Annotated in this window: 24 protein-coding genes and 1 pseudogene; 13 read left to right on the plus strand and 12 right to left on the minus strand. The window is 70.5% G+C overall.

Going from position 1 to position 23,700, the window contains the following annotated elements; translation table 11 throughout:
• The first annotated feature begins 218 nt into the window (after positions 1 to 218).
• Positions 219 to 671, plus strand: a complete 453-nt coding sequence (locus ACTMVF_RS32655) for a peptidoglycan-binding domain-containing protein (protein WP_441274695.1) — start codon at positions 219 to 221, stop codon at positions 669 to 671.
• A gap of 85 nt (positions 672 to 756) precedes the next feature.
• Here the strand turns inward: ACTMVF_RS32655 and argS are convergent, their stop codons facing one another.
• Entirely contained in the window at positions 757 to 2,517 is a 1,761-nt protein-coding gene (gene argS, locus ACTMVF_RS32660) for an arginine--tRNA ligase (protein WP_441274696.1), read from the minus strand.
• 283 nt (positions 2,518 to 2,800) lie between these two features.
• Here argS and lysS point away from each other — a divergent pair, with 283 nt between their 5' ends.
• Positions 2,801 to 4,543, plus strand: coding sequence for a lysine--tRNA ligase (gene lysS / locus ACTMVF_RS32665; RefSeq protein WP_441274697.1), 1,743 nt, complete (start codon positions 2,801 to 2,803; stop codon positions 4,541 to 4,543).
• Between the two features lie 65 nt (positions 4,544 to 4,608).
• Here the strand turns inward: lysS and ACTMVF_RS32670 are convergent, their stop codons facing one another.
• The 3 genes from ACTMVF_RS32670 to ACTMVF_RS32680 form a co-directional block, all read right to left on the minus strand.
• A complete protein-coding gene (locus ACTMVF_RS32670) occupies positions 4,609 to 5,907 on the minus strand; it encodes a DUF2637 domain-containing protein (protein WP_441274698.1) in 1,299 nt (432 codons plus the stop codon).
• Positions 5,908 to 6,101: 194 nt separating this feature from the next.
• Positions 6,102 to 7,007 (minus strand): DUF3558 family protein, encoded by a 906-nt coding sequence (locus ACTMVF_RS32675; protein WP_441274699.1) that lies wholly within the window; start codon positions 7,005 to 7,007, stop codon positions 6,102 to 6,104.
• Positions 7,008 to 7,144: 137 nt separating this feature from the next.
• Positions 7,145 to 8,008 carry a DUF3558 domain-containing protein gene (locus ACTMVF_RS32680; protein ID WP_441274700.1) on the minus strand — a complete coding sequence of 288 codons (864 nt, stop codon included), beginning with the start codon at positions 8,006 to 8,008 and terminating at the stop codon, positions 7,145 to 7,147.
• Positions 8,009 to 8,224: 216 nt separating this feature from the next.
• On the opposite strand from ACTMVF_RS32680, the gene ACTMVF_RS32685 reads away from it, so the two are divergent.
• Positions 8,225 to 9,418: an RtcB family protein gene (locus ACTMVF_RS32685; protein WP_441274701.1), complete on the plus strand. Its 1,194-nt coding sequence runs from the start codon at positions 8,225 to 8,227 to the stop codon at positions 9,416 to 9,418.
• A 179-nt stretch (positions 9,419 to 9,597) separates the two neighbouring features.
• Here ACTMVF_RS32685 and ACTMVF_RS32690 read toward each other — a convergent pair whose 3' ends face one another.
• The gene (locus ACTMVF_RS32690; protein ID WP_441274867.1) at positions 9,598 to 10,434 is read right to left on the minus strand and encodes an alpha/beta hydrolase; all 837 of its coding nucleotides are present in this window, start codon (positions 10,432 to 10,434) and stop codon (positions 9,598 to 9,600) included.
• A gap of 332 nt (positions 10,435 to 10,766) precedes the next feature.
• Between ACTMVF_RS32690 and ACTMVF_RS32695 the strand changes: the two are divergent.
• Positions 10,767 to 11,155 (plus strand): annotated as a pseudogene (locus ACTMVF_RS32695) (IS630 family transposase); the annotation flags it as partial.
• 25 nt (positions 11,156 to 11,180) lie between these two features.
• Here ACTMVF_RS32695 and ACTMVF_RS32700 read toward each other — a convergent pair.
• Positions 11,181 to 11,330: a hypothetical protein gene (locus tag ACTMVF_RS32700; protein WP_441274702.1), complete on the minus strand. Its 150-nt coding sequence runs from the start codon at positions 11,328 to 11,330 to the stop codon at positions 11,181 to 11,183.
• The gene (locus ACTMVF_RS32705; protein WP_441274703.1) at positions 11,330 to 12,106 is read right to left on the minus strand and encodes an SDR family NAD(P)-dependent oxidoreductase; all 777 of its coding nucleotides are present in this window, start codon (positions 12,104 to 12,106) and stop codon (positions 11,330 to 11,332) included. Before ACTMVF_RS32705 ends, ACTMVF_RS32700 begins: the two co-directional genes overlap by 1 nt.
• 177 nt (positions 12,107 to 12,283) lie before the next feature.
• Here ACTMVF_RS32705 and ACTMVF_RS32710 point away from each other — a divergent pair, with 177 nt between their 5' ends.
• Positions 12,284 to 12,721: an ester cyclase gene (locus ACTMVF_RS32710; RefSeq protein WP_441274868.1), complete on the plus strand. Its 438-nt coding sequence runs from the start codon at positions 12,284 to 12,286 to the stop codon at positions 12,719 to 12,721.
• A 10-nt stretch (positions 12,722 to 12,731) separates the two neighbouring features.
• Here the strand turns inward: ACTMVF_RS32710 and ACTMVF_RS32715 are convergent, their stop codons facing one another.
• Positions 12,732 to 13,070 carry a YnfA family protein gene (locus ACTMVF_RS32715; protein ID WP_441274704.1) on the minus strand — a complete coding sequence of 113 codons (339 nt, stop codon included), beginning with the start codon at positions 13,068 to 13,070 and terminating at the stop codon, positions 12,732 to 12,734.
• Between the two features lie 114 nt (positions 13,071 to 13,184).
• Between ACTMVF_RS32715 and ACTMVF_RS32720 the strand changes: the two genes are divergently transcribed.
• Positions 13,185 to 13,673, plus strand: a complete 489-nt coding sequence (locus ACTMVF_RS32720; RefSeq protein WP_441274705.1) for a hypothetical protein — start codon at positions 13,185 to 13,187, stop codon at positions 13,671 to 13,673.
• A gap of 5 nt (positions 13,674 to 13,678) precedes the next feature.
• Here ACTMVF_RS32720 and ACTMVF_RS32725 read toward each other — a convergent pair whose 3' ends face one another.
• A complete protein-coding gene (locus ACTMVF_RS32725; protein ID WP_441274706.1) occupies positions 13,679 to 14,503 on the minus strand; it encodes an AraC family transcriptional regulator in 825 nt (274 codons plus the stop codon).
• A gap of 79 nt (positions 14,504 to 14,582) precedes the next feature.
• Here ACTMVF_RS32725 and ACTMVF_RS32730 point away from each other — a divergent pair, with 79 nt between their 5' ends.
• The 4 genes from ACTMVF_RS32730 to ACTMVF_RS32745 all read left to right on the plus strand — a co-directional run bounded on the left by ACTMVF_RS32730 (position 14,583) and on the right by ACTMVF_RS32745 (position 18,638).
• Entirely contained in the window at positions 14,583 to 15,176 is a 594-nt protein-coding gene (locus ACTMVF_RS32730) for a TIGR03086 family metal-binding protein (RefSeq protein WP_441274707.1), read from the plus strand.
• Between the two features lie 72 nt (positions 15,177 to 15,248).
• Positions 15,249 to 16,325: an LLM class flavin-dependent oxidoreductase gene (locus ACTMVF_RS32735; protein WP_441274708.1), complete on the plus strand. Its 1,077-nt coding sequence runs from the start codon at positions 15,249 to 15,251 to the stop codon at positions 16,323 to 16,325.
• A 162-nt stretch (positions 16,326 to 16,487) separates the two neighbouring features.
• Positions 16,488 to 17,216, plus strand: a complete 729-nt coding sequence (locus ACTMVF_RS32740; RefSeq protein ID WP_441274709.1) for a response regulator transcription factor — start codon at positions 16,488 to 16,490, stop codon at positions 17,214 to 17,216.
• Complete coding sequence (locus tag ACTMVF_RS32745) at positions 17,217 to 18,638, plus strand: ATP-binding protein (protein ID WP_441274710.1); 1,422 nt, start codon at positions 17,217 to 17,219, stop codon at positions 18,636 to 18,638.
• Positions 18,639 to 18,849: 211 nt separating this feature from the next.
• Here the strand turns inward: ACTMVF_RS32745 and ACTMVF_RS32750 are convergent, their stop codons facing one another.
• Positions 18,850 to 19,446: an ABATE domain-containing protein gene (locus ACTMVF_RS32750; RefSeq protein WP_441274869.1), complete on the minus strand. Its 597-nt coding sequence runs from the start codon at positions 19,444 to 19,446 to the stop codon at positions 18,850 to 18,852.
• 185 nt (positions 19,447 to 19,631) lie between these two features.
• On the minus strand, positions 19,632 to 20,216 hold the full coding sequence (locus ACTMVF_RS32755) for a TetR/AcrR family transcriptional regulator (RefSeq protein ID WP_441274711.1): 585 nt from the start codon (positions 20,214 to 20,216) through the stop codon (positions 19,632 to 19,634).
• 147 nt (positions 20,217 to 20,363) lie between these two features.
• On the opposite strand from ACTMVF_RS32755, the gene ACTMVF_RS32760 reads away from it, so the two are divergent.
• From ACTMVF_RS32760 to ACTMVF_RS32770, 3 genes are all read left to right on the plus strand, one after another.
• Positions 20,364 to 20,804, plus strand: a complete 441-nt coding sequence (locus ACTMVF_RS32760) for a tautomerase family protein (protein WP_441274712.1) — start codon at positions 20,364 to 20,366, stop codon at positions 20,802 to 20,804.
• Positions 20,797 to 21,807 (plus strand): zinc-dependent alcohol dehydrogenase, encoded by a 1,011-nt coding sequence (locus ACTMVF_RS32765; protein WP_441274713.1) that lies wholly within the window; start codon positions 20,797 to 20,799, stop codon positions 21,805 to 21,807. The genes ACTMVF_RS32760 and ACTMVF_RS32765 overlap by 8 nt, the downstream gene beginning before the upstream one ends.
• A 65-nt stretch (positions 21,808 to 21,872) precedes the next feature.
• Positions 21,873 to 22,559 carry a PaaI family thioesterase gene (locus ACTMVF_RS32770; protein WP_441274714.1) on the plus strand — a complete coding sequence of 229 codons (687 nt, stop codon included), beginning with the start codon at positions 21,873 to 21,875 and terminating at the stop codon, positions 22,557 to 22,559.
• Between the two features lie 25 nt (positions 22,560 to 22,584).
• Here the strand turns inward: ACTMVF_RS32770 and ACTMVF_RS32775 are convergent, their stop codons facing one another.
• Complete coding sequence (locus ACTMVF_RS32775) at positions 22,585 to 23,688, minus strand: ABC transporter ATP-binding protein (protein ID WP_441274870.1); 1,104 nt, start codon at positions 23,686 to 23,688, stop codon at positions 22,585 to 22,587.
• Between the last annotated feature and the right edge of the window lie 12 nt (positions 23,689 to 23,700).

Genomic DNA, 23,700 nt, shown 5'->3' on the forward strand with positions numbered 1-23,700 from the left:
AACCCGGTTCCCGCACCGGTACGGAATCGGCCAACGCCCGCCCCAGGCGTCCCGCCGTGACGTCCCAGTCGACGGTGTTCCCGCAGGTCAGTGGGCGGGACGTCCCGTGACGACGTCTCTTACGCGGCAACTGTGGCAACCCTCGCCGCCCGCCCCGCACTCTCGTGTCGTCAGTCGGCGGCACGTCAGGTGCCGCTCCACGACCCCTAGGGGGAAGCATGCGATCGAACGCGTTGACGAGGACCGTCGTCAGCCTCACCGCCGTCGTCGGGCTCGCCGCCGGAACGGTGGCGGCCGCGGGCACCGGCTTCGCCGCGCCCCAGCAGGCCGACAAGCCCGCGGTGAGCACCCAGGACGTCTCCGTCCTCGCCGTGAACAACCTCGGCCTGAACAAGGAGCGGGCCGAGAACTGGCAGTGCTGGCTGCACGTGCGGGGTTACAACCCCGGCACGATCGACGGGCAGCTGGGCACCAAGAGCTGGAAGGCCGCGCAGAAGATGTTCAACGACGAGGGCCACAACGCGGGCCAGGAGGACGGAAAGGTCGGTCCCAAGACGATCGCGGCGCTGCAGCGCTACCTGAACGCATGGGGCTACAACGCAGGTGACGACGACGGGATCGCCGGACCGCAGACCAAGCGCGCGTTCTGGGACTTCAACAAGAACTGCTGACCGAGCCTGACGACCGCACACACGCCGCGGCCCGTCTTCCCTGCGGGGGAGAGGACGGGCCGCGGTGCTCGTTCTTCAGGGCAGGTCAGAGCCGCTCGGGCGTCCGGATGCCCAGCAGGGCCATGCCCTGGTGGAGGGTGCGGGCCGTCAGGTCGACCAGGAACAGGCGGTTCTCCGTCTGCTCCGGGGTCTCGGCCTTGAGGACCGGGCACTGGTCGTAGAAGGTCGTCAGGTGCGAGGCCAGCTGGTACAGGTACGCGGCCAGCTTGTGCGGTGCGTACTCCGCTGCCGCCTCGAAGACCGTGTCGCCGAACGCGTCCAAGTGCAGGCCCAACGCCCGCTCAGCCGGAGCGAGTTCGAGCTCCGGGTGAGCGACCGGGGCCGCCCCCTCCGCCTTGCGCAGGATCGACTTGATGCGGGCGTACGCGTACTGGAGGTAGACCGACGTGTCGCCGTTCAGCGACACCATCTGGTCCAGGTCGAACTTGTAGTCACGGTTCGGCGACGTCGACAGGTCCGCGTACTTCACGGCGCCGATCCCGACGTACCGCCCGTTCTCGACGATCTCCTCCTCGGTCAGGCCCACCTTCTCGGCCTTCTCACGCACGACCGCCGTCGCCCGCTCGACCGCCTCGTCCAGCAGGTCCTCCAGCCGTACGGTCTCGCCCTCACGCGTCTTGAACGGCTTGCCGTCCGCGCCCAGCACCGTGCCGTAGCCCATGTTGTGCGCGGTGACATGCTCGGTCAGCCAGCCGGCCCGGCGCGCCGTCTCGAAGACCATCTTGAAGTGCAGCGACTGGCGTACGTCCACGACGTACAGCAGCGTCGTCGCGTGCAGGTCGAAGACGCGGTTGCGGATCGCGGTCAGGTCGGAGGCCGCGTAACCGAAGCCGCCGTCCGCCTTCTGCACGATCAGCGGGACCGGCTGGTCGTCCTTGCCGCGGATCTCGTCGAAGAACACCACCAGCGCGCCCTCGGAGCGCACCGCGACGCCCATCTCCTCCAGGAGGCGGGCCGTCTCGGGCATGCCCTCGTTGTACGCGGACTCGCCGACGATCTCCTCGTCGCGGATCTCCATGTCCAGCTTCTCGAAGACCGAGTAGAAGTAGACCTTCGACTCGTCCACGAACTGCTGCCACAGTTCGAGGGTCTCCTTGTCGCCGGACTGCAGGGCGACGACCCGCTTGCGGGCCCGCTCCTTGAACTCCTCGTCCGAGTCGAAGACGGCACGCGACGCCTTGTACACCCGGTTGAGGTTCGACATGGCCTGCTCGCCGTCGACGTCCTGCGGCGGGGCCAGCTCGCCGGGGTGCTCGAACAGGTACTGGATGAGCATGCCGAACTGGGTGCCCCAGTCGCCGATGTGGTGCCGGCCGATCGTCTTCTCGCCGGTGAAGTCGAGCATGCCGCGCAGGGCGTCGCCGATCACCGCCGAGCGGAGGTGGCCGACGTGCATCTCCTTCGCCACGTTCGGCTGGGCGTAGTCGACGATGGTGACGCCGGGGTTGTCCTTGAGGGGGACGCCGAGACGGTCGCCGTCCGCCGCGCGCGCCGCGAGGGTCTCGGTGATCGCCTTGTCGGTGACGGTGATGTTGAGGAAGCCGGGGCCGGAGACCTCGACGTCCTTGAACAGGTCGGGGGCGGTGATCTTCTCGACGACCTGGGTGGCCAGCTCCCGGGGGTTGGCCTTGGCCTTCTTGGCGAGGGCGAGGATGCCGTTCGCCTGGTAGTCGGCCCTGTCGCTACGTCGCAGCAACGGGTCGCCGACGGTCTCCGGAAGGGCTTCCGTGAGGGCGTCGGAGAGGTGCTGGGCGACGTTGGCGGTGATGGACGTGACCGGGGCCATGGGTATGGGTGCCGTTCTGGTCGGGGCTGGTGTGAGAGTCACGGTCAGTATCCCACGGGGCAGCAAAGGGGTTTTCTGGTTCGTGGTCGACTGCGGGCCGGTGGTGGGGGGCTGGTCGCGCCCACGCGGCGGAGCCGCATATCGATACAGCCCCGCGCCCCTGGAAGGCGGCCGCGTCGCCTGTCGGGGCGGTCGTGTAAAGGCGTTTTCGTGGTTGCCGTCCTTGCTGGGACAATGAGGGCGCCAGCCGTTGACCGTACGGCTGCCCTGGAGAAAGAAGGACGTGCCGATCGTGGCTCAGAGCACCGAGACCACCGACTGGGTCTCCCGTTTCGCGGATGAGGTCATCGAGGAGTCGGAGCGTCGGGCCCCGGGCAAACCGGTCGTCGTCGCGTCCGGACTCTCCCCCTCGGGCCCCATCCACCTCGGCAACCTGCGCGAGGTCATGACCCCGCACCTCGTCGCCGACGAGATCCGGCGGCGCGGACACCAGGTCCGGCACCTGATCTCCTGGGACGACTACGACCGCTACCGCAAGGTGCCGGCCGGGATCGCCGGGGTCGACGAGTCGTGGGCCCAGCACATCGGCAAGCCGCTGACCTCCGTCCCGGCGCCGAAGGGCTCGACGTACCCGAACTGGGCCGAGCACTTCAAGGCGGCGATGGTCGAGGCGCTCGCCGAGCTGGGCGTGGAGTTCGACGGGATCAGCCAGACCGCGCAGTACACCTCGGGCGTGTACCGCGAGCAGATCCTGCACGCCATGAAGCACCGCGGCGACATCGACGCCATCCTCGCCCAGTACCGCACCAAGCCCAAGGGCGGCGCCAAGAAGTCGCAGAAGCCCGTCGACGAGGCCGAGCTGGAGGCCGCCGAGGGGTCGGGGGCGGCCGGCGAGGACGACGGCAGCTCCGGCTCCGCCGGGTACTTCCCGTACAAGCCCTACTGCGGCAACTGCGAGAAGGACCTCACCACCGTCACCTCGTACATCGACGACACCACCGAGCTGTCGTACACCTGCAACGAGTGCGGCTTCGCCGAGACCGTCCGGCTCAACGAGTTCAACCGCGGCAAGCTGGTCTGGAAGGTCGACTGGCCCATGCGCTGGGCGTACGAGGGCGTCGTCTTCGAGCCCAGCGGCGTCGACCACTCCTCGCCGGGGTCGAGCTTCCAGGTGGGCGGCCAGATCGTCGGGATCTTCGGCGGCAAGCAGCCCATCGGGCCCATGTACGCCTTCGTCGGGATCTCCGGGATGGCGAAGATGTCGTCCTCGCGGGGTGGGGTGCCCACCCCCGCCGACGCGCTGAAGATCATGGAGCCGCAGCTCCTGCGCTGGCTCTACGCCCGCCGCAGGCCCAACCAGTCCTTCAAGATCGCCTTCGACCAGGAGATCCAGCGGCTCTACGACGAGTGGGACAAGCTCGACGCGAAGGTCGCCGACGGGTCCGCTCTGCCGGGCGACGTCGCCGCCCACTCGCGTGCGGTGCGCACGGCGGGCGGGGAGCTGCCGCGCACGGCGCGTCCGCTGCCGTACCGGACCCTCGCCTCCGTCGCCGACATCACCGCCGGACACCAGGACCAGGCACTGCGGATCCTCTCCGAGCTGGACCCGGAGAACCCGCTGGGCGCACTGGACGAGGCCCGCCCCCGGTACGACAAGGCCGAGGCGTGGATCAACACGCAGGTGCCCGCCGACCAGCGGACCATCGTGCGGGACGAGCCCGACGTCGAGCTGCTGAAGTCCCTCGACGAGGCGTCCCAGCAGTCGCTGCGGCTGCTCCTCGACGGCCTGGAGTCGCACTGGTCGCTGGACGGCCTGACCCACCTCGTGTACGGCGTGCCCAAGGTCCAGGCCGGATTCTCCGCGGACGCCACGCCCAAGGAGCTGCCGCCGGAGATCAAGACCGCGCAGAGGTCGTTCTTCGCCCTGCTGTACCACCTGCTGGTCGGGCGGGACACGGGGCCGCGGCTGCCCACGCTGCTGCTCGCGGTGGGGCAGGAGCGGGTACGGCGCCTGCTCGGCGAGTAAGCGAGTGAACGAGTAAGCAGATACAGGAAAGGGGCCCTCCGGCGAGGGCCCCTTTCTGCTGCACATCAGGCGATGTGGTTCTCTTCCAGCTCCGCGTTGTAGAGATTCGTGAACCGGGTCACCATGCGCTTGGCCTCGTCCGGCAGGAGCGCGGTGCCGAACTCCGCCTCGACGTTCTCGCTGAACTCGCGCGGCGTCGGGTAGCCCGTGCCGCCTATCGACTTCTTGAAGACCTGGTAGTAGTCCTCCTCGGTCGGATCCGCCGGTTCCGGTGTGCCGCCGCCCTCACCGAGCTGACGGGTACGGCCCCGGCTCACCGGGATCGGGAAGGTGCCGGTGTCCTCCGGAGAGGGCTCCGGGACGGGAGGCTCCTCCTGGAACTGCTCCTGGTACTGCTCGGCCTGGAGCTGCTCCTCGTACCACTGCTCGTACTGTTCCTGCGGGTTGTACGCCGGGTCGTAGCCACCCTGGTACTCCACGTTGCGGGGCGTGTTGAACCAGTCCTGCACGTACTCCGGCTGCTCCGGGCCGGGCGTGGCGACCAACTCCGGGCGCTCCTCGCGGGCAGGCGCCGCCGTCTGCTGCGGCACGGGCGCCGCCACAGCGGCACGACCGCCCGCAGCCGACACCGTCTCCGGCGCCACGTCCGCCACGGGCGCCGCGTCCAGCGCCTGCTTCGGCGCCGGCGGCAGCAAGGCCGGCTCGATGCCCGCCGCCGCCAGCCCCGCCGGAGCCGTCTCCGCCAGCGGGACCCCGTACCGCGCCAGCCGCAGCGGCATCAGCGACTCCACCGGCGCCTTCCGCCGCCACGCCCGGCCGAAGCGAGAACGCAGGCGGGCCTGGTACACCAGCCGCTCCTGCTCCAGCTTGATGACCTGCTCGTACGAGCGGAGCTCCCACAGCTTCATACGGCGCCACAGCAGGAACGTCGGCACCGGAGAGAGCAGCCAGCGGGTGAGGCGTACGCCCTCCATGTGCTTGTCGGCCGTGATGTCCGCTATCCGGCCGATCGCGTGGCGGGCCGCCTCCACCGACACCACGAACAGGATCGGGATCACGCCGTGCATGCCGACGCCCAGCGGGTCCGGCCAGGCCGCCGCGCCGTTGAAGGCGATCGTCGCCGCCGTCAGCAGCCAGGCCGTCTGACGCAGCAGCGGGAACGGGATACGGATCCACGTCAGGAGAAGGTCGAGGGCGAGCAGCACACAGATGCCCGCGTCGATGCCGATCGGGAAGACATAGCTGAAGTTCCCGAAGCCCTTCTGGATGGCCAGCTCGCGGACGGCCGCGTAGGAACCGGCGAAGCCGATGCCGGCGATGATCACGGCGCCGAACACGACCACACCGATGAGAATGCGGTGCATCCGAGTCAGCTGCAGTGGCGCGGCCACTCGTACTCCCCTCCCAGTGCATGTTGTTGCGCGCAACAGAGTGGCACATCCGTGCGGCGTACGGATTCACGTACGACAGGAGCCCGGTCCCTGGAGGGGGGCCGGGCTCTTGCAACAGGCGGGGCTGAGCTGCGCGTTCTGGCGCAGCGATGGGGCAGGTGTGACGGTTAGCTCTTCTTCGACGCTGACTTCGAAGGGGAGCTGGACGCCGCCTTCGAGGCACTGGCGGACGGAGATTTCGAGGGAGACTTCGACGCCGACTTCGAAGGGGTGCTGCTCGGCGTGCCCGCGCTGCCGCTGTCGCCGCCGTTCGCCTTCGTCACCGCGGCGACCGCCTCCTTGATCGCCTTCTGCGCGAGCTTGTTCAGGGCGTTCGCGCTCGGAGTCTTGTCACCGGCGTAGCCCGCGCCGTTGTAGTCGAGCGTGACGACCACGTTCTCCACCCGGGCGACAACCGTCTCCTGCTTGAAGGCGCCCTCCTTCTTCTTCAGGTCGTAGCGCACCGCCGTCGCCTCGTCGCCCACCCCCGCGACCGGCTCCGACTTCACGTTCTTCGCACCGGACACCGAACGGGCGTCTTGCACCTGAGTCTCGTAGTACTCCCGCCCAAGCTTCTCGCCCGACCCGCGCGTGACATCCGAGTCGAAGCGCAGCAGCGAGACGTTGAGCCAGCGGAACTGCGAGCCCTTCACACCGTTGTTGTCGAGGCTGCTCCAGGAGCAGGAACCACGCGTCGACGCGTCGTCCGACTTGCCCGCCTTACCGGACTTCGCCTCCGGAACCAGGTCCTCCAGCGTCTTCTTCGACAGGACCTTGCACGACTGCGGAAGCGACTTGTACACGGCCGCCTGCACCGTCGGCGACGGACTCGCGGACGCCGACGCCGACGACGAGACCTGCGCACCGTCGCCGGCTCCGGCTCCGTCGTCCGAACCGGAGTCCGAGGAACAGCCCGTGGCGATCAGCATCACGGGCACGGCCGCCGCGCAGACAAGGAATCGGTGAAGGCCCTTCACTCGCTTCTCACGCTCGTCACGCCGGAAACGCTGGTCTCGCTCTGCTGCTCGCTGCATGGTTCCTTCACTCATGACTGACACTCGTGGTTCCTGCGGTCGGATCGGGTCCGAGGGGCCACGGTACGCGGTGAAGAAGGTGTGTGGTCTCGTTTCGGTTACGTCGCACCCGGGCGTACGGGGGTGGCCCAGGGGCGTCACTCCGCCAGCGCGTCCGCCAGCTGCGCCGCCAGTTTCTGGGCCCTGTCCTGCATTTCCTCGCTGTCCGGGACCGTGCCGACGGTCGTCGGCTGCTCCTCGTACTCGATCCGTACGACCACGTTGGACGTGCGGAACACCACAGTCACCGTGCGCTGCTGAGCCGTCGACCCGGAGCTGCTGAGCTCGTCGTCGAGGAAGGCCTCGTCGCCGAGATCCTCCAGGACACGGGGCTGGAGCTCGGCGGGAGTCGTCCCGTCGGCGGAACCGGAGCCGGAGGGGGAGGCGGAGGAGGACGGCGAGGCGGACGCCGCCCCGGAAGCCGAGGTCGAGGGCGAAGAGGAGGGCGAGTCGCTCGCGCCGGTGGTGGACGTGGACGTGTCCTCCCCACTGACGGTCGCGGAACGCGTCGGCTCGGGAAGGTCGGCCGCCTCCTGCTGGCGCGCGAAGAGCTCCTGCGCCTCGCTGTCGTCGCTGACCGCCCCCTCGTACGACACCACACGCTCGAAGTCGACGAAGAGATGGTCGGTGGCGTCGGTCGACTCCACCTTCCAACGGCAGCCCACCTTGCGGTCGGTGTCGAACGTCAGCGTCGGCGTGCCCTCGTACGCCTTCTCGCGCTGCTCCTCGTCCGGGAGTTCCTTGACGCCGGGCAGGAGCGAGTCGAGGGTCTCCTCACCGACCGCGTCACAGGGGTCCGGCAGGATGCGGTACCGGCCGGGCTCGGCCGCCGCGGTCACCGCGCCCGAGTCGCCGGGGTTGGAGTCGTCGGTCGTGCCGCCGCTGTCGGAGCTGCCGGTGCAGCCGGCCAGCAACGCCGCGAGGAGCGCGGCGACGCCGGATACATACGCCTTCCGCTGCACGGTCAGGCTCCTCTCAACGGTGGCTTGTGGTCGGTCCGTTGCCGGTGTGGTCGGTGTCCCCGCTGGTTATTCGCTTGCAGCGCGGGGGCGACCCCTGGAGACAATGTCTATCGCACGCACTGCCGTGGACGCCGGTCCGTTATCCCATTTCGTCGATCCTGGCCCCGGTTTTGCGATTTCAGACTTGTAGTTTGTTTCCGGGGGATTGAGGGCGATATGTCGTACGTGGAGATGCCGGGCGCGAAGGTTCCCATCCGTATGTGGACCGACCCGGCGACGGTCGAGGACGGGGCGCTGCAGCAGCTGCGCAACGTCGCGACGCTGCCGTGGATCAAGGGGCTGGCGGTCATGCCGGACGTCCACTACGGCAAGGGCGCGACGGTCGGGTCCGTCATCGCCATGCAGGGGGCTGTGTGTCCTGCGGCGGTGGGGGTGGACATCGGGTGCGGGATGTCGGCGGTGAAGACGTCGTTGACGGCGAATGACCTGCCGGGGGATCTGTCGCGGTTGCGGTCGAAGATCGAGCAGGCGATTCCGGTGGGGCGGGGGATGCATGACAGTCCTGTTGAGCCGGGGCGGTTCCATGGGTTGGCCACTGCGGGGTGGGATGACTTTTGGGGGCGGTTCGATCAGGTCGCCGAGGCGGTGAAGTTCCGTAGGGGGCGGGCGGTTGCGCAAATGGGAACCCTTGGCCAAGGGAATCATTTCTGGGAGCTTTGCCTCGACTCTGACAATTCGGTCTGGGTCATGTTGCATTCCGGATCTCGGAACATCGGCAAGGAGCTGGCCGAGCACCACATCGGGGTGGCTCAGAAGCTGCCGCACAACCAGGGCCTGGTCGACAGGGATCTCGCGGTGTTCGTGGCCGACACTCCTCAGATGGCGGCGTACCGGCATGACCTGTTCTGGGCGCAGGAGTATGCGAAGTACAACCGCGCCCTCATGATGGCGCTTTCCAAGGATGTGATCCGCCGTGAGTTCAAGAAGGCGAAGGTCACCTTCGAACCGGAGATCAGCTGCCATCACAACTACGTGAATGTCGAGCGCTACGAAGGCATGGACCTGCTCGTCACCCGCAAGGGGGCGATCAGCGCCAGGGCCGGGGAGTACGGCATCATCCCGGGTTCGATGGGCACCGGTTCGTACATCGTGAAGGGCCTCGGCAACGAAAAGGCCTTCAATTCGGCGTCCCATGGCGCGGGTCGGCGCATGAGCCGTAACGCGGCCAAGCGTCGCTTCACGACGAAGGACCTGGAGGAGCAGACGCGAGGCGTGGAGTGCCGTAAGGACTCCGGTGTCGTGGACGAGATTCCGGGTGCGTACAAGCCGATCGAGCAGGTAATCGATCAGCAGCGGGACCTTGTTCAGGTCGTGGCGAAGCTGAAGCAGGTTGTCTGCGTCAAGGGCTGACGCAGGAGGCCCCCGGGGGACTGGGGGCCTCACTCACGTGGTGGGAGTCCGCCGCTGCGCGCTTGCGCTCCAGGGGGAGGCTGAACTCGTGGAGTCCGGTGGTCCGGTGGTGAGCCGAAGCGCGATAGGTGTCACCAAGGCAGCGTGTTGATACAAGGACTGTCGGCCCTTGTCAGCGGTCAGGCGGTGAGTGCCGTGCGCAGGGTGGTGGCCATCAGATCGATGGCTTCCTTCCCGGCCGGTACCGGGCCGGTGTGGGTGAAGTAGTGGTCGACGCCCTCGAAGCAACGGTGGGTGACCGGGACGCCGGCAGCTTCCAGGGCCTTGGCGTACGCATCGCCCTCGTCGCGCAGGCGATCGTTCTCCGCGGTGATGACCAGGGCGGGCGGCAGTCCGGCGAGGTCGTCGGCCAGTCCGGGCGACACCAGCGGATGGGCCAGGTCGGCGGGATCAGAGACGTAGGCGGCGGTGAAGACCCGCATGAGCTGAGGGGTAAGCAGGGGCTTGGTGATGGGTGACTGCTTGGTGGCCGGGTCGGCGAGCTGGTCGAGCAGCGCGGAGTCGATGATCTGGAGGCGGGGCGTGAAGGTGCCGCGTTCCCGGGCCGTGCGGCAGACCGCGGCGGTCAGGTTGGCCCCGGCGCTGTGTCCGCCCACGGCGAGTCGCGAGCCGTCCCAGTTGTTGGCGGGGCCGTTCTCGGCCACCCAGGCGGTGACGTCGTACGCCTGGGTGACGGGTACGGGGTACGGCCGCTGCGGGGCGACGGCGTAGTCCACGTTGATCACCACGCAGCCGGCCGTGGCGGCTATGTAGCGGCAGATGTGGTCGTCCTGCTCGTGGCGAGCGACCACGAAACCGCCGCCGTGGAAATTGACGTACACGGGGGCAGGGTCCGCTACGGCGGCCGAAGGGCGGTAGACGGTGCAGGTCACCGGGCCGGCGCCGGTTTCCACCCGGACTGATTCCGTGTGCTTCGGGATGTCGGTGAAGCGCAGATCCTTGTGCACGCGGCTCATCATTCGGCCGAGCAGCAGCTGAACCCCTCTGGCCTGGATTCTGGGCCTGAATGACATGACTGGACCCAATCGCTACAAAGTTAAAGTATCAGGATTCCTGATAATGGAGGCTCGTCACTGATCACGCAAGGGGCAACCGCGAGCCGACTGCCGAAGGGGGTGGACGGACGCTCCAGCCGTAGCGCCCCGCCTGTTCGTCCAGGCCCCGCCGAATGCCTCGTTGGTGCCAACAGGGCTGCCTCGCCCCGTCCTGTCGGCCAGCTCATCCGGCTTCACCGGTGACAAGTACTGGGTTTCGGCTGGCCGTGACGGTTCTTGATCGTTGCGGTACGACGTCGCGATCGGTGCGACGTTGGCGGCGGGAGTGGGAGGAGGGCGGTGCGGACGCCCTGCGCTCGAAGGGGCAGGCCTCGGTGGAACGGTTGAGTTCCCGTCAGTGGGAGCGGCTGGAGCGGGAGTTGCAGCGAGGCCCGCTCGTGCACGGCTGGGACGACGAGGCGATCGAGCTGTGGAAGGCTAAGGTGTGGCCGCAGGTAAAAGGACCGCGGCGGACCTGGGCTCCCACATCTGCTTCGAGGACGAGGCAGGCCAGGGGCTGAGGCCGCCGAAGGGACACACCTGGGCACCGCGTGGAGCACGGCCGGTGGTGCGGGTGCGCGGACGCAACCGAGGACGGGTCAACATCGCCGGCGTGGTCTGCTACCGCGCCGGACACCGCTCCCCCACAGCCCGCCGTACCTGGCCTTTTACTTCGGCGCGTGTGTCACCGCGTAGATCATCACGAACGCCACGATGTGGATGCCGAAGAGGAAGTAGCCGAGCCACCACCACATCTGGCGTTCGTTGTGCGGGTCCTTGGCCTTGTCCTTGCCATTGCCCGTGTCGCCGTCCGGCACTACAGCTCCCTGTGGACCTTCGTGTTGGACGCCTGGGCGCGTGGGCGGACGACCAGGAGGTCGATGTTGACGTGGCTGGGGCGGGTGACGGCCCAGGTGATGGTGTCGGCGACGTCGTCGGCCGTGAGGGGGTCGGCCACGCCCTGGTAGACCTTCGCCGCCTTTTCCTCGTCGCCGGAGAAGCGGGTCAGGGCGAACTCGTCCGTCTTGACCATGCCGGGCGCGACCTCGATGACGCGGACCGGGCGGCCGACGATCTCCAGACGGAGGGTCTCGGCGAGGACGTGGGCGCCGTGCTTGGCGGCGACGTAGCCCGCGCCGCCCTCGTACGTGCCGTGGCCGGCCGTGGAGGAGACGACGACGATCGTGCCGTCGCCGCTCGCGTCCAGCTTGGGGAGCAGGGCCTGGGTGAGGTTCAGGGTGCCGATGACGTTCGTCTCGTACATCGTGCGCCAGTCGGCCGGGTCGCCGGTGGCCACGGGGTCGGCGCCCAGGGCGCCGCCCGCGTTGTTGACGAGGACGCCGATCGTCTGGAAGGCCGTCGCGAACTCGTCGACCGCCGCGCGGTCGGTGACGTCCAGCTGGTACGCCGCCGCCGATCCGCCGGCCGTCGTGATCTCTTCTGCCAGCGCCTCGATACGGTCCTTGCGGCGGGCGGTCAGGACGACCCGGTAGCCGGCCGCGGCGAGCTGCCGTGCCGTGGCGGCGCCGATTCCGCTGCTCGCACCGGTGACGACGGCGATGCGGGAGGCGGCGGACGGTGCGGCGGTGGCCATGAGCTGCTCCTCTTGCGTGGTCCGGACGGCGTGATCGCACGCCTGTCCGGCCAGGATAGGCGGGCGCGGTGGTGGGGCAGGGTGGCGGGGAGGTTCGTGGGCCGGCGTTCCGGTCGGCCTCCACGGCGTTCGCGTGGGACCATGGGAGGGGTGATTCTCCAGGTCAGGAGGCGAATCATGGGACAGGCACGTGAGGTCATGGACCGGCTCACCGAGGCGGTCACCACGCATGCGGACGCCAAGACCATCGGCGAGCTCTACGCACCGGACGCGGTCGCTTACACCCCCGACGAAGGGGAGATCCGCGGGCGCGACAACATCGCCGAGTACTGGCGTCAGATGACGGACGCGATTCCCGATGGGGCGTACGAGACGGTGCACTCGTACGAGATCGGGAACACGGCCATCGACGAGGGGTACTTCAGCGGGCGGAACACGGGGCCGATCCAGCTGCCTTCCGGGGACACGCTGCCCCCGACGCAGAAGGAGGTCCGGATCCGCGGGGTGGACCTCGCCACCATCGATGCCAGCGGACGGATCGTCGACTACCGGCTCTACTTCGACGAGATGGAGTTCCTGGGCCAGCTGGGGCTGCTGCCCGAAGAGCCTTCGTGAGCGTGCTCCGTCAGCCGCCGTTCCTCGGCGCCCACATGATCACGGCCATGCCGGCGAGGCAGATCAGCGCCCCGGTGACGTCCCAGTGGTCGGGGCGGTAGCCGTCGGCGACCATGCCCCAGGCCAGCGAGCCGGCGACGAAGACACCGCCGTACGCGGCGAGGATACGGCCGAAGTGGGCGTCGGGCTGGAGGGTGGCGACGAAGCCGTACGCGCCGAGGGCCATGACACCCGCGCCGATCCACAGCCGGCCGCGGTGCTCGCGCACGCCCTGCCAGACCAGCCAGGCGCCGCCGATCTCGAAGAGGGCGGCGACGACGAAGAGGGCGGCGGAGCGGAGGATGAGCATGCGGGCAGCTTGCCATGGGGCTTCGTGACGGCTCGCGTCACCTGTTGGACGGCGCCTGCCGGCCGCTCCACGTGGGATACATCCGTCGACCACGGTGGAGTGAGGAGCGGCGGTATGCGGCGGATGCGGGTGGCTGGGGTGTGCGGTGCGGCCGTCGTGGCCGCGGTCGGTGGGGTGGCGCCGTATGCCGCGGCTGTGGATGCCGGGGCGGGGGGCCGTCCTGAGGCCGGGCTCGCCTATCACGGTTCCGCCGTCCTGTCCGGCGGCCGGGTCGACGTACGGTTCACGCCGCACAATCACGGGCCGAGCGCCCTGCCGGCCTCGGCGGTACGGCTGCGCTGGTCGGAGCCGTTGGCGGAGCGGCAGGTGCTGCCGGAGGGGTGTGGGCGGGCGGGGGAGCGGATGGTGATGTGCCGGGTCGGGGCGTTGGACGCGGCCGGGGCGGGGAAGCGGATCGGTCTGCGGGTGGCGCTGCGGGGCGCGCCGTCGGAGGTGCTGCTGGAGTTCGGCACGGTGCGGCGGGGTGGGGCGGCGGACGGCCACCGCGGGACGGACCAGCAGCGGGTGTTGGTGCTGGATACGGGGGACGCGTACTACTTCTGACGCCCCTAACCCCCGGCCCCCGCCTCCGCGGCGTACGCCGTGGGCGGCACGCCCACCGTCGCCGTGAAGTCCCGTACCAGATGGGCCTGGTCGGCGTAGCCGAGGTCGGTGGCGAGGGTGGCCCAGTCGACGTCGGAGCGGGCGCCGGCGTGTTCCAGGGCCTCATGGATGCGGTAGCGGAGGATCACCCACTTCGGGCTGACGCCGACGTAGTTCGAGAAGAGCCGTTGCAGCGCCCGCACCGACAGGCCCTGCGCCCGGGCGAAGTCGCCGACGCGGCGGACCGTGCGGTCGGCGCGGATGTGCTGGACGAGGGCCGTGGCGAGGTCGGCCTGGGGGTCCGGGGTGCGGGGGAGGGCGTGGAGGAAGGCGTCGAGGGCGGCGACGCGGGCGTGGTCGTCGGCGGGGGTGACGATCGCGTGGGCGGCGTCGCCCGTCGCCTGCGGGAACACCTCCTGGGCGGGCAGCGCGCGGCCCGTCCACCGGGACACCGGTGCCTCGGGGGTGTACGGCCGGAATCCGCCGGGCCGGAACTTCACCCCGCAGACCCGGCCCTGTCCGGTCAGCTTCCGGGTGTACAGACCGAGCGCGACCCCCGTGACCTCGCCGTACGGCGGGCCCTCATCCTCGTCCCACTGGAAGGTGAGGTTGACGGCCGGGTGCGGAACGATGTGGGAGGCGTAGGGCGTGGGCAGGTCCCAGTCGATCAGCCAGTACCACTCGACGTACCGGCGCAACGGCTCGGCGGGCTCGTGGCGGCGGAACCGTACGCGGTTCAGCAGGCCGGACGGGTCGACGATCCCGCGGGTGTCGTGGCGGGGTGCCTCCATGGCCGGATCGTACGTCGGGTTTCGGCGGGCGTCGCGTTTCTTCAAGAAGGGCGAGGGGCGGTTTTCCTACGGTCGAGGCATGGACACGAACGAGGCGAAGACGTACGGCATCGGTGAGCTGCTGGCCATGGCGCGCGAGCGGGCGGTTCCGGTGGTCCGGGGGATCCCGGACACGGCCCTCGGCGCTCGCACGCCGTGCACGGAGTACGACGTGAAGGCGCTGGTCAATCACGTCTTCCAGGTGATCGTGCAGTTCCAGCGGCTGGCCGCGAAGGAGGCGTCGCAGTTCGGGCAGAGCACGCCCGACCGGGTGGCCGAGGGGCCGGACTGGCGGGAGCGGCTCCTGGCCGAGGCGGACCGGCTGGTGGCGGCCTGGTCGGCGCCCGGCGCCGAGGAGGGCACCACCGGGGCGATGGACATGCCCGCGCGGCTGGTCGGCTCGATGGCGTTGCTCGATCTGACCGTCCATGTGTGGGACCTGGCGCGGGCGACGGGCCAGGACTACCCGGGTGCCGATGAAGCGGTCGTGGCGGAGCTGGCCGGCGCGGTGGACGAGCTGGCGCCTACGGCCAGGAGGATGGGGGTGTTCGGGGAGCCGGTACCGCAGGCGGAGGGTGCCTCGGCGTTCGAGCGGCTGCTGGCGCGGACCGGGCGGGATCCGCGCTGGGAATAGGCCTCGGCGGGTCGTCGTTCTCCGGGCACGCGGTTATGGTTGAACCGTAAACAACCTGGAGGGTGAGCGACCATGCAGTTCGGGATCTTCAGCGTCGGCGACGTCACGCCGGACCCCACCACGGGCCGTACGCCGACCGAGCGTGACCGCATCAAGGCCATGGTCGCCATCGCGCTGAAGGCCGAGGAGGTCGGGCTCGACGTCTTCGCGACCGGCGAGCACCACAACCCGCCGTTCGTGCCGTCGTCGCCGACGACGATGCTCGGCTACATCGCGGCGCGGACGGAGCGGCTGATCCTCTCCACCGCCACCACCCTGATCACCACCAACGACCCGGTGAAGATCGCCGAGGACTTCGCGATGCTCCAGCACCTGGCCGACGGCCGGGTCGACCTGATGCTGGGCCGCGGCAACACCGGACCGGTCTACCCGTGGTTCGGCCAGGACATCCGGCAGGGCATCAACCTCGCCATCGAGAACTACGCCCTGCTGCACCGGCTGTGGCGCGAGGACGTCGTGAACTGGGAGGGCAAGTTCCGTACGCCCCTGCAGGGCTTCACCTCCACCCCGCGCCCGCTGGACGGCGTACCGCCGTTCGTCTGGCACGGCTCCATCCGCTCGCCGGAGATCGCCGAGCAGGCCGCGTACTACGGCGACGGCTTCTTTCACAACAACATCTTCTGGCCGGCCGACCACACCAAGCGGATGGTCGAGCTGTACCGGACCCGGTACGCCCACCACGGGCACGGCACGCCCGAGCAGGCGATCGTCGGGCTGGGCGGCCACGTCTTCATGCGCCGCAACTCCCAGGACGCGGTGCGTGAGTTCCGGCCGTACTTCGACGTCGCGCCGGTGTACGGGCACGGGCCGTCGCTGGAGGACTTCACCGCCCAGACGCCGCTGACCGTCGGGACGCCGGAGCAGGTCATCGAGAAGACCCTGACCTTCCGCGAGTACGCGGGCGACTACCAGCGCCAGCTGTTCCTCGTCGACCACGCCGGGCTGCCGCTGAAGACCGTCCTGGAGCAGATCGACATGCTCGGGGAGGAGGTCGTACCGGTGCTGCGTAAGGAGTTCGCGTCCGGGCGGCCGGCGGAGGTGCCGGAGGCGCCCACGCACCCGGCGCTTTCCAGCCCGTCCGGCGATTGAGGACGAGGCCGTTCAGGTCGAACGGGGGCCGAAGGGGGGCCGTATGGGGGTCCGGGGCGGAGCCCCCAGGGGCGGCCCTGTGAGGGTGAGAGCCCAGTAAGAAGGGTGATCGTAAGCTCCCTCACACGGCCGAACCGCCGGAGGCCTTGGCACACTGAACCCGTGCCCCAGACTGTTCTCCTCGCCGAAGACGACCGCGCCATCCGCAACGCCCTGGAGCGCGCGCTGACCCTGGAGGGTTACCGGGTCACCGCGGTCGCCGACGGAGTCGAGGCGCTCGCGCAGGCTCACAAGACGCCCCCGGACGTGCTCGTCCTCGATGTGATGATGCCCGGCATCGACGGGCTGCAGGTGTGCCGGGTGCTGCGTGCCGAGGGCGACCGCACCCCGATCCTGATGCTGACGGCGCTCGTGGAGACCCAGGACCGTATCGCCGGCCTGGACGCGGGCGCCGACGACTACGTCGTGAAGCCCTTCGACGTCGAGGAGGTCTTCGCCCGGCTGCGCGCCCTGCTGCGCCGCACCAGTGAGGCGAACGGCGCCCTCGTCGACGTACCGAAGCAGGCCCCCGAGGCCCCCGAGACGTCGGGCCGGCTGATCGAGGCGGCCGGGCTGCGGATGGACCCGCAGGCGCGGCGCGCGTGGCGGGGGGCGCGGGAGCTGGAACTGACGCGGACCGAGTTCGAGCTGCTGGAGCTGCTGGTCCGCAACGCCGGCATCGTCCTGGACCACTCCACCATCTACGACCGTATCTGGGGCTACGACTTCGGCCCCGGCTCCAAGAACCTCGCCGTCTACGTCGGCTACCTGCGCCGCAAGCTCGACGATCCGGGCGCGCCGCAGCTGATCCACACGGTGCGCGGCGTGGGTTACGTGCTGCGGGAGGACTGAGTGGGCGCGGCCCGCCGTCGGCTGGAGCGTCTCCTGACCGGTCGCCGCAGATCGGGACTCGGCACCACCTTCGCCGTGTCCTTCGCGGCCGTGACCGCCGTCGTCACCGTCCTGGTGGGTCTCCTGTCGTACACCGCCGCCGCCCGGCTGGTGCGGGTGGACCAGGAGTCCGTGTTCGACGAGGTCGTGCAGGATCTGCGGGGCGAGGTGCGGGAGCGGCCGATGACGACGGAGGACTTCTCGTCCTCCGCGCCCGGGCATGATCTCGTACGGCCGGCCCGGACCGATGTGCAGGTGCTGGGCCCGGACGGTGCCGTCGTCGACCCGGGACGGCCGGGGCTGCCGGTCACGGCCGGCGACCGGCGGATCGCGGCCGACGGGACGGCCGGGCGGATGGTCCAGCACAAGGACGTCGACGTCGGCAACGACGTCTACCGCGTCGCGACCGTCGCGCTCGGCGGCGGGCGCGGTGCCGTGCAGGTGGCCCAGGAGTTCAGCGACACGGAGGACCTGCTGCGGGCGCTGCAACAGCGGACGCTGGTGCTGATGGCGGCGGTGGTGACGCTCGCGGGACTCTTCGGCTGGTGGCTGGCCCGGCGCATCACGCGCCGTCTGGTCGTCCTCACCACCGCCGCCGAGGACGTCGCCCGCACCCGGCGGCTCGGCATCCAGGTGCCGGTCACCGGATACGACGAGGTCGGCCGCCTGGGCCGCGCCTTCGACCGCATGCTGGGCCGGCTGGCCCAGTCGGAGGAGGACCAGCGGCGACTGGTGCAGGACGCGGGCCACGAACTCCGTACGCCGCTGACGTCCCTGCGCACGAACATCTCCCTGCTGCGCCGCATCGACGAGCTGCCGCCCGCCACCCGCGACGAACTGGTGGCCGACCTGGGCCAGGAGGCGCGCGAACTCACCGACCTGGTCAACGAGTTGGTCGACCTGGCGGCCGGGCAGTCCGACGCCGAGCCGGTCCAGCGGATGGACCTCGCCGACATCGCCGAAGAGGTCGCGGGGGTCGCCCGACGGCGTACGGGGCGGCGGATCGTGGTCCGCGCGAGCGGCGACACGACGACGGACGGGCGGCCGGGGATGCTCCAGCGCGCGGTGACCAACCTCGTCGAGAACGCGGCGAAGTTCGACCGCGACGGCTTCGCGCCGATCGAGATCAACGTCGCCGGGCCGGCGCGGCCCGGGACGGTTCGGGTGGAGGTGCTCGACCGGGGGCCGGGTATCGCGGAGGACGACCTGATCCGGGTCTTCGACCGCTTCTACCGTGCCGCCGACGCGCGGTCGCTGCCCGGTTCGGGGCTGGGGCTGTCGATCGTGCGGGAGGTGGCGCTGTCGCACGGGGGAGCGCCGTTCGCCTTTCGGCGGGACGGGGGTGGGGCGGTGATCGGGTTCACGGTGGGGGGTTCGGCCTGAGTGGCTTCGCCCTCGGTCCTCCCCGGGTATGGGTGGCCAATGGGGGCACGGCCCCGCCGTGCCGTACGGGAAAGCCGTATGGTTCGACCTCGCTGTGAGGGCGCCCGCGCCCGTGCACTGAGAGTCCTGGCCGCGGTCTAACGGGCAGCAGGCGCGGTGCTTGTCGCCCGCGCGTGGGTCTCTCGCGACCCGCCGCAGGCACCGCCTGTTATCAGTCCGCCGCCGACCGCGTCCGCCGGGCGTACGCCCGAGCCGCCCGGGCCCGGTCCCCGCAGCGCGTGCAGCACCAGTGGCGGCGGCCGTGCCGGAGCAGGTAGCGGTTGCAGGGCGGGGAGCCGCAGGCCGTGAGACGTTCGGCGTCGGGGGAGGTGAGCAGGTCGGCGGCGTCGGCGGCGAGGGTCGCCAGGGCGTGGTCGACGACCTCGGTGGTGGGGTGCGGGGCCGCGCGGTAGGGGCCGGTCTTCTCGTCCCACTGCAGGAGCCGGGCCGTAGGTACCCGGGTGAGGGCGTCGTTCACGGCGGCCAGGGCGGCGGGGAGAGCGGGCAGCGCCTCGACCCGCGAGGCGAAAAGCGCCCGGATCTGCTCCCGCAGCGAGCGCAGCTGTGCGGCGCACATGTCCCGCATGCCGGCGTCGACCGGAGCGAGGCCACGGTCGGTGAGCCACCGGTTCGCCGCGGCCGGGGTGCCGATGAGGTCGACGAACTGCCCACCCGGCACCGCGATGACGCTGTTGACGAGGGCGAGCGACGGATACTGCTCCGCACCCGGCGCGGGCGGCAGCGGGGGCTCGATGGTCTCGGGCTCCAGGGCGGCGGGTTCCAGGGTGGCGGGGTCCCGGGTGGCGGGGTCCTTGGCCGCGGTCTCCTTCACGGGGCTCACGATACGGCCCGTCGGAGGGGACGTATCGCGCGGATGACCGGCTGCCCAAGCAGGGCACCCCCGTCGATCAGCCGGTCCGACGACCCTCCTGATCAGCCTGGTGACCCTCCCGATCAGTCCTTGATCGTGGTGAGGATGAGTGCCTGCAACTGCTCGGCGGTCCGGTCCAGGGGCTGGGTGCTGCGCTTGGCGCGGCACATGGCCACGGTCCCCTCGACGGCCGCGACGATGAGCGTCGCGAGCTGTGCGGCCTGCTCGGGCTCGGCGCCGTGCTCGCGCAGCGAGGCGGCCAGCAGCTCTTCCCACTCGTCGAAGACCTCGGCGGCGGCCGTCAGGGCGGTCGGCGTCTCGTCGGTGGGGGGCTCCTCGATCGAGACGGCGAGCACCGGGCAGCCGGCCCGGAAGTCGCTGTCGACGACGATCTTGCGCCACAGGCCGAGGAACGCGCGCAACCCGGCGACCGGCCCGGCTTCGAGCTCCTTGCGCAGGACACGGGCGACCCACGCGCCCGTGTAGCGGACGGCCTCGGTGGCCAACTGCTGCTTGCCGTCCGGGAAGTAGTGGTACGTCGAGCCGAGCGGCGCCCTCGCGTACTTGGCCGTCTCGCGGATGCTCGTCGCGTTCAGGCCGCGCCGACTGATCATGTCGGCCGCGCCGGCGACGATCCGATCGCGCGCCGTGGGGCTGGGCTTGGTCACGTACACGGTCCCTTCCGACCTCACTGGCTATAACGACCGTCATAGTCTAGCGTGACTGCCGTCTATAACGACTGTCATAGACGGGCGTCGCCGTATGCGACGACGAAGAAGCCGTAGGGGACGAAGAAGGAAGACAGAGGTGTGCCCATGCCGATGATCCGGCTCACAGCTCCCGCCGGCGCCCTGACCGACCAGGGCCGCCAGAGCGTTCAGCGTGACCTCGCCGCCGTACTGCTGCGCTGGGAGGGCGCGCCCGACACGGCGTTCTTCCGCGCCCAGGCATGGAGTTACCTCGTCGAGGTGCCGGACGGCGCCCAGACCACCGCCGAGGACGACGCGCCGCGCTTCCTCGTGGAGGTCACCGTCCCGCAAGGCGCCCTGTCCGAGCGTCGTAAGGCGGGGCTGGTCGAGGAGGCGACGAAGACCGTGCTGGCCGCGGCCGGTCTCGCCGCCGAGGACGCCCCGCGGGTGTGGGTGCTGGTGCACGAACAGCCCGACGGCACCTGGGGCGCGGGCGGCTCCGTCATCCGTTACGCCGACCTCGTGGCCCTGGCTCGGCAAGGCGAGGGGGACAAGGCCGATGCGTGAACTCACCTACGTGGCCAAGCGCACCGTCGAGTGGCGTGAGGCGCCCGACCCGAAGCTTCAGTCGGACCGGGAGGTGATCGTCGCACCGGTGGCGGCCACGCCCTGCGACGTGGACTCGTCCATCCTGGCAGGTCATGGCTTCATCGACCCGCCCTTCGCCCTCGGCCACGAATGCGTCGCCCGGGTCGTCGAGACCGGCGACGCCGTCACCGCCGTAGCCCCCGGCGACCTGGTCGTCGTCCCCTGGTCCATCAACTGCGGCACCTGCGACCGCTGCCGGGCCGGGCTGACCGCGCACTGCGCCGCCGTGCCGTACATGGCGATGTACGGCGCCCCGATCGGCGGGACCTGGGGCGGGCTCTTCTCCGACCTGGTCCGCGTGCCCTACGCCGACGCCATGCTCGTACCGCTGCCCACCGGCCTGGACCCGGTCGCCATGGCCTCGGCCAGCGACAACTGGTCCCTGGCCCGGCGCCTGGTCGCCCCCCACCTCGAGGCCCGCCCCGGCGCCCGGGTTCTGGTCGTCGCGCGCGGCAGCATCGGCCTGTACGTGTGCGACATCGCCCGCGCGCTGGGCGCCTCAGACGTCCTCTACGTCGACCCCGATCCCGAACACCGCGCTCTCGCCCGTGCCTTCGGGGCCGCCACCGCCGAATCCCTGGACCCGCTCCCGCAGGGCTTCGACATCGCCGTGGAGGCCACCGGCCGAGTCGACCAGCTCGCCCTGGTCGTCAAGTGCCTGTCCCCGGAAGGCATCTGCGAGAGCGCCGGCAACCACTTCCGCCCCGGCGAGCTCCCCCTGCTCGACATGTACCTCACCGGCGTCACCCTGCGCATCGCCCGCGACAACGTCCGCGCCCACATCCCCGACGCCCTCGCGCTCGCCGCCTCCGGCAAGGTCGCCCCCGAACGCGTCGTCTCCCACGTCATCGACTGGGAGGACCTGCCGACGGCACTGCCGGAGAAACACCTCAAGCCGGTCTTCGTACGGTCCGGCAGCTGACCAGTCCCCTTTCCCTGCCCTGCCCTGCCCTGCCCCGCGCGGGGCCGCCCCCCCCGAGAAACCCGATGCACACCTCCCTGACCGACCCGCCACCTTCCGAACCCACCCCATCGCGCTCCGAGGCACTGGAACACCAGAAGGCGGCCATCACCCGCCTCGGCCACGAACTGCGCGCTCTCGTGGAAGCCACCGTCCGCACCACCGCCTCCCCCGACACCCTCCACCGCGTGGCGGACGGCGTCCGTCACGTCACCGGCCGGCTGACGGGGCGACAGCGCGCACGGGCGGAGATCCCGGAGGTGGACGAATTCCCCGACGGCGTACGGATGTACAGCCCCGTCAGCGGCCCCGGCAGCCCGCTCGCCCCTCCCCTGCACATCACGCCCGCCGCCGACGGCCTGGTGGGCCACTGCACCCTCGGCATCGCCCACGAAGGCCCGCCCGGCTACGGCCACGGCGGCATGAGCGCCATGCTCCTGGACGAACTCATGGGCCGTGCCTGCGCGGCAGCCGGGACGGCCGGCCTGACCGTCTCCCTGCGGATGCGCTACCACCGCCCCGTCCCGCTGGAGACGCCCTTGCGGGTCCTCGCCCGCGTCACCGGCACGGACGAACGAAAGATCTCCGTGAGCGGGTCGATCAGCACCCGCACGGACCCGGACGCACACCTCGTCACCGCCGACGGGATCTTCGTCACCCCCGACCCCGACCGCGCTCGCGCCCTGTTCCCGGGCCTGCGTCCGCAGCACTGACCCCGATCCGCCGTAGCGGAGGGCCTCAGGCGGGATACGCGTGTGTCTGGGCCGCCTTGACCGTCGCCCAGACCGTGGCGCCGGGGCGGAGGTCGAGTTCGGCGGCGGCGATGGTGGTGAGGTCGGCGGCCAGGGGGAGTTCGCCGGTGAGGGCGGCGCGGATCTGGTCGCCGTGGGTCTCCAGTCCGGCCACCTCGCAGCGCCAGAGGTTGCGGGCGCTGGAGCCGGTGGGGCGGTCGCGGTGGAGGGTGACCGCGCTGGGCGGGAAGGCCACGAAGGCCGGGCCGGTGAGGGCCTCCGTGGTCGTGATCGTGACTTCGGGTCCGCCGTCGACGTGCACCGTGTGCCCTTCGGCCTGTCCCCGGTAGAGGTTGAGGCCGACCAGGTGGGCGATGTAGTCGGTGCGCGGGTGGCGGGCGATGTCGGCGGGGGTGCCCTCCTGGACGATGCGGCCGTCCTCGATGACGACGAGGTGGTCGGCCAGGACCATGGCGTCCAGCGGATCGTGCGTGACGAGTACGGCGACCGCCTCGAAGTCGGCCAGGTGGTGGCGGAGTTGGGCGCGTACGTCGAGGCGGGTGCGGGCGTCGAGGGCGGCGAGGGGCTCGTCGAGGAGGAGCAGCCGGGGGTGGGTGGCCAGGGCGCGGGCGAGGGCCACGCGCTGGGCCTGGCCGCCGGAGAGTCGGCGGGGCTTGGCACCGGCGTGGGCGGCGAGACCCATACGCTCCAGCCACTCGGCGGCCTGGGCGCGGGACTCCGCCTTGCCGACGCCGTGGCAGCGCGGCCCGAAGGCCACGTTGTCCAGTGCGGTGAGATGAGGGAAGAGCAGGTAGTCCTGGAAGACGACCCCGACCGGGCGGGACTCCGGCGGCGTACGGTCCAACTCCGCGCCGTCCAGCCGCAGATGACCGGCGGTGAGCGGGATGAGGCCGGCGAGTGCGCGCAGGGCGGTGGTCTTGCCGGCGCCGTTGGGCCCGAGCAGCGCGACCACGTCACCGGGGGCCGCGGTCAGCGCCACGTCCAGGCGGAAGGAGCCGCGCTCGACCACCAGCCGGGCGTCGAGCCCCTCACCGGCAGGACCTGGTGCCCCGACGGTGTCCTGAGCGGTGGTCTTCTCGATGTCGGTCATGAGGCGGTCATC

The sequence above is a fragment of the Streptomyces sp. SD31 genome (genome assembly GCF_052068475.1).
In the GTDB taxonomy this organism is placed as follows: Bacteria; Actinomycetota; Actinomycetes; order Streptomycetales; family Streptomycetaceae; genus Streptomyces.

Bases quoted from the DNA above. Each gene is read 5' to 3' on its own strand.
- ACTMVF_RS32705 (WP_441274703.1), bottom strand. From the start codon at position 12,106: ATGGCCACCGCCGCACCGTCCGCCGCCTCCCGCATCGCCGTCGTCACC.
- ACTMVF_RS32690 (WP_441274867.1), bottom strand. From the start codon at position 10,434: ATGAGCCGCGTGCACAAGGATCTGCGCTTCACCGACATCCCGAAGCAC.
- ACTMVF_RS32655 (WP_441274695.1), top strand. From the start codon at position 219: ATGCGATCGAACGCGTTGACGAGGACCGTCGTCAGCCTCACCGCCGTC.
- ACTMVF_RS32770 (WP_441274714.1), top strand. From the start codon at position 21,873: ATGCACACCTCCCTGACCGACCCGCCACCTTCCGAACCCACCCCATCG.
- ACTMVF_RS32685 (WP_441274701.1), top strand. From the start codon at position 8,225: ATGTCGTACGTGGAGATGCCGGGCGCGAAGGTTCCCATCCGTATGTGG.
- ACTMVF_RS32765 (WP_441274713.1), top strand. From the start codon at position 20,797: ATGCGTGAACTCACCTACGTGGCCAAGCGCACCGTCGAGTGGCGTGAG.
- ACTMVF_RS32725 (WP_441274706.1), bottom strand. From the start codon at position 14,503: ATGGAGGCACCCCGCCACGACACCCGCGGGATCGTCGACCCGTCCGGC.
- ACTMVF_RS32760 (WP_441274712.1), top strand. From the start codon at position 20,364: ATGCCGATGATCCGGCTCACAGCTCCCGCCGGCGCCCTGACCGACCAG.
- ACTMVF_RS32735 (WP_441274708.1), top strand. From the start codon at position 15,249: ATGCAGTTCGGGATCTTCAGCGTCGGCGACGTCACGCCGGACCCCACC.
- ACTMVF_RS32670 (WP_441274698.1), bottom strand. From the start codon at position 5,907: ATGCACCGCATTCTCATCGGTGTGGTCGTGTTCGGCGCCGTGATCATC.
- ACTMVF_RS32675 (WP_441274699.1), bottom strand. From the start codon at position 7,007: ATGCAGCGAGCAGCAGAGCGAGACCAGCGTTTCCGGCGTGACGAGCGT.
- argS (WP_441274696.1), bottom strand. From the start codon at position 2,517: ATGGCCCCGGTCACGTCCATCACCGCCAACGTCGCCCAGCACCTCTCC.
- ACTMVF_RS32720 (WP_441274705.1), top strand. From the start codon at position 13,185: ATGCGGCGGATGCGGGTGGCTGGGGTGTGCGGTGCGGCCGTCGTGGCC.
- ACTMVF_RS32730 (WP_441274707.1), top strand. From the start codon at position 14,583: ATGGACACGAACGAGGCGAAGACGTACGGCATCGGTGAGCTGCTGGCC.
- ACTMVF_RS32710 (WP_441274868.1), top strand. From the start codon at position 12,284: ATGGGACAGGCACGTGAGGTCATGGACCGGCTCACCGAGGCGGTCACC.
- ACTMVF_RS32715 (WP_441274704.1), bottom strand. From the start codon at position 13,070: ATGCTCATCCTCCGCTCCGCCGCCCTCTTCGTCGTCGCCGCCCTCTTC.
- ACTMVF_RS32775 (WP_441274870.1), bottom strand. From the start codon at position 23,688: ATGACCGACATCGAGAAGACCACCGCTCAGGACACCGTCGGGGCACCA.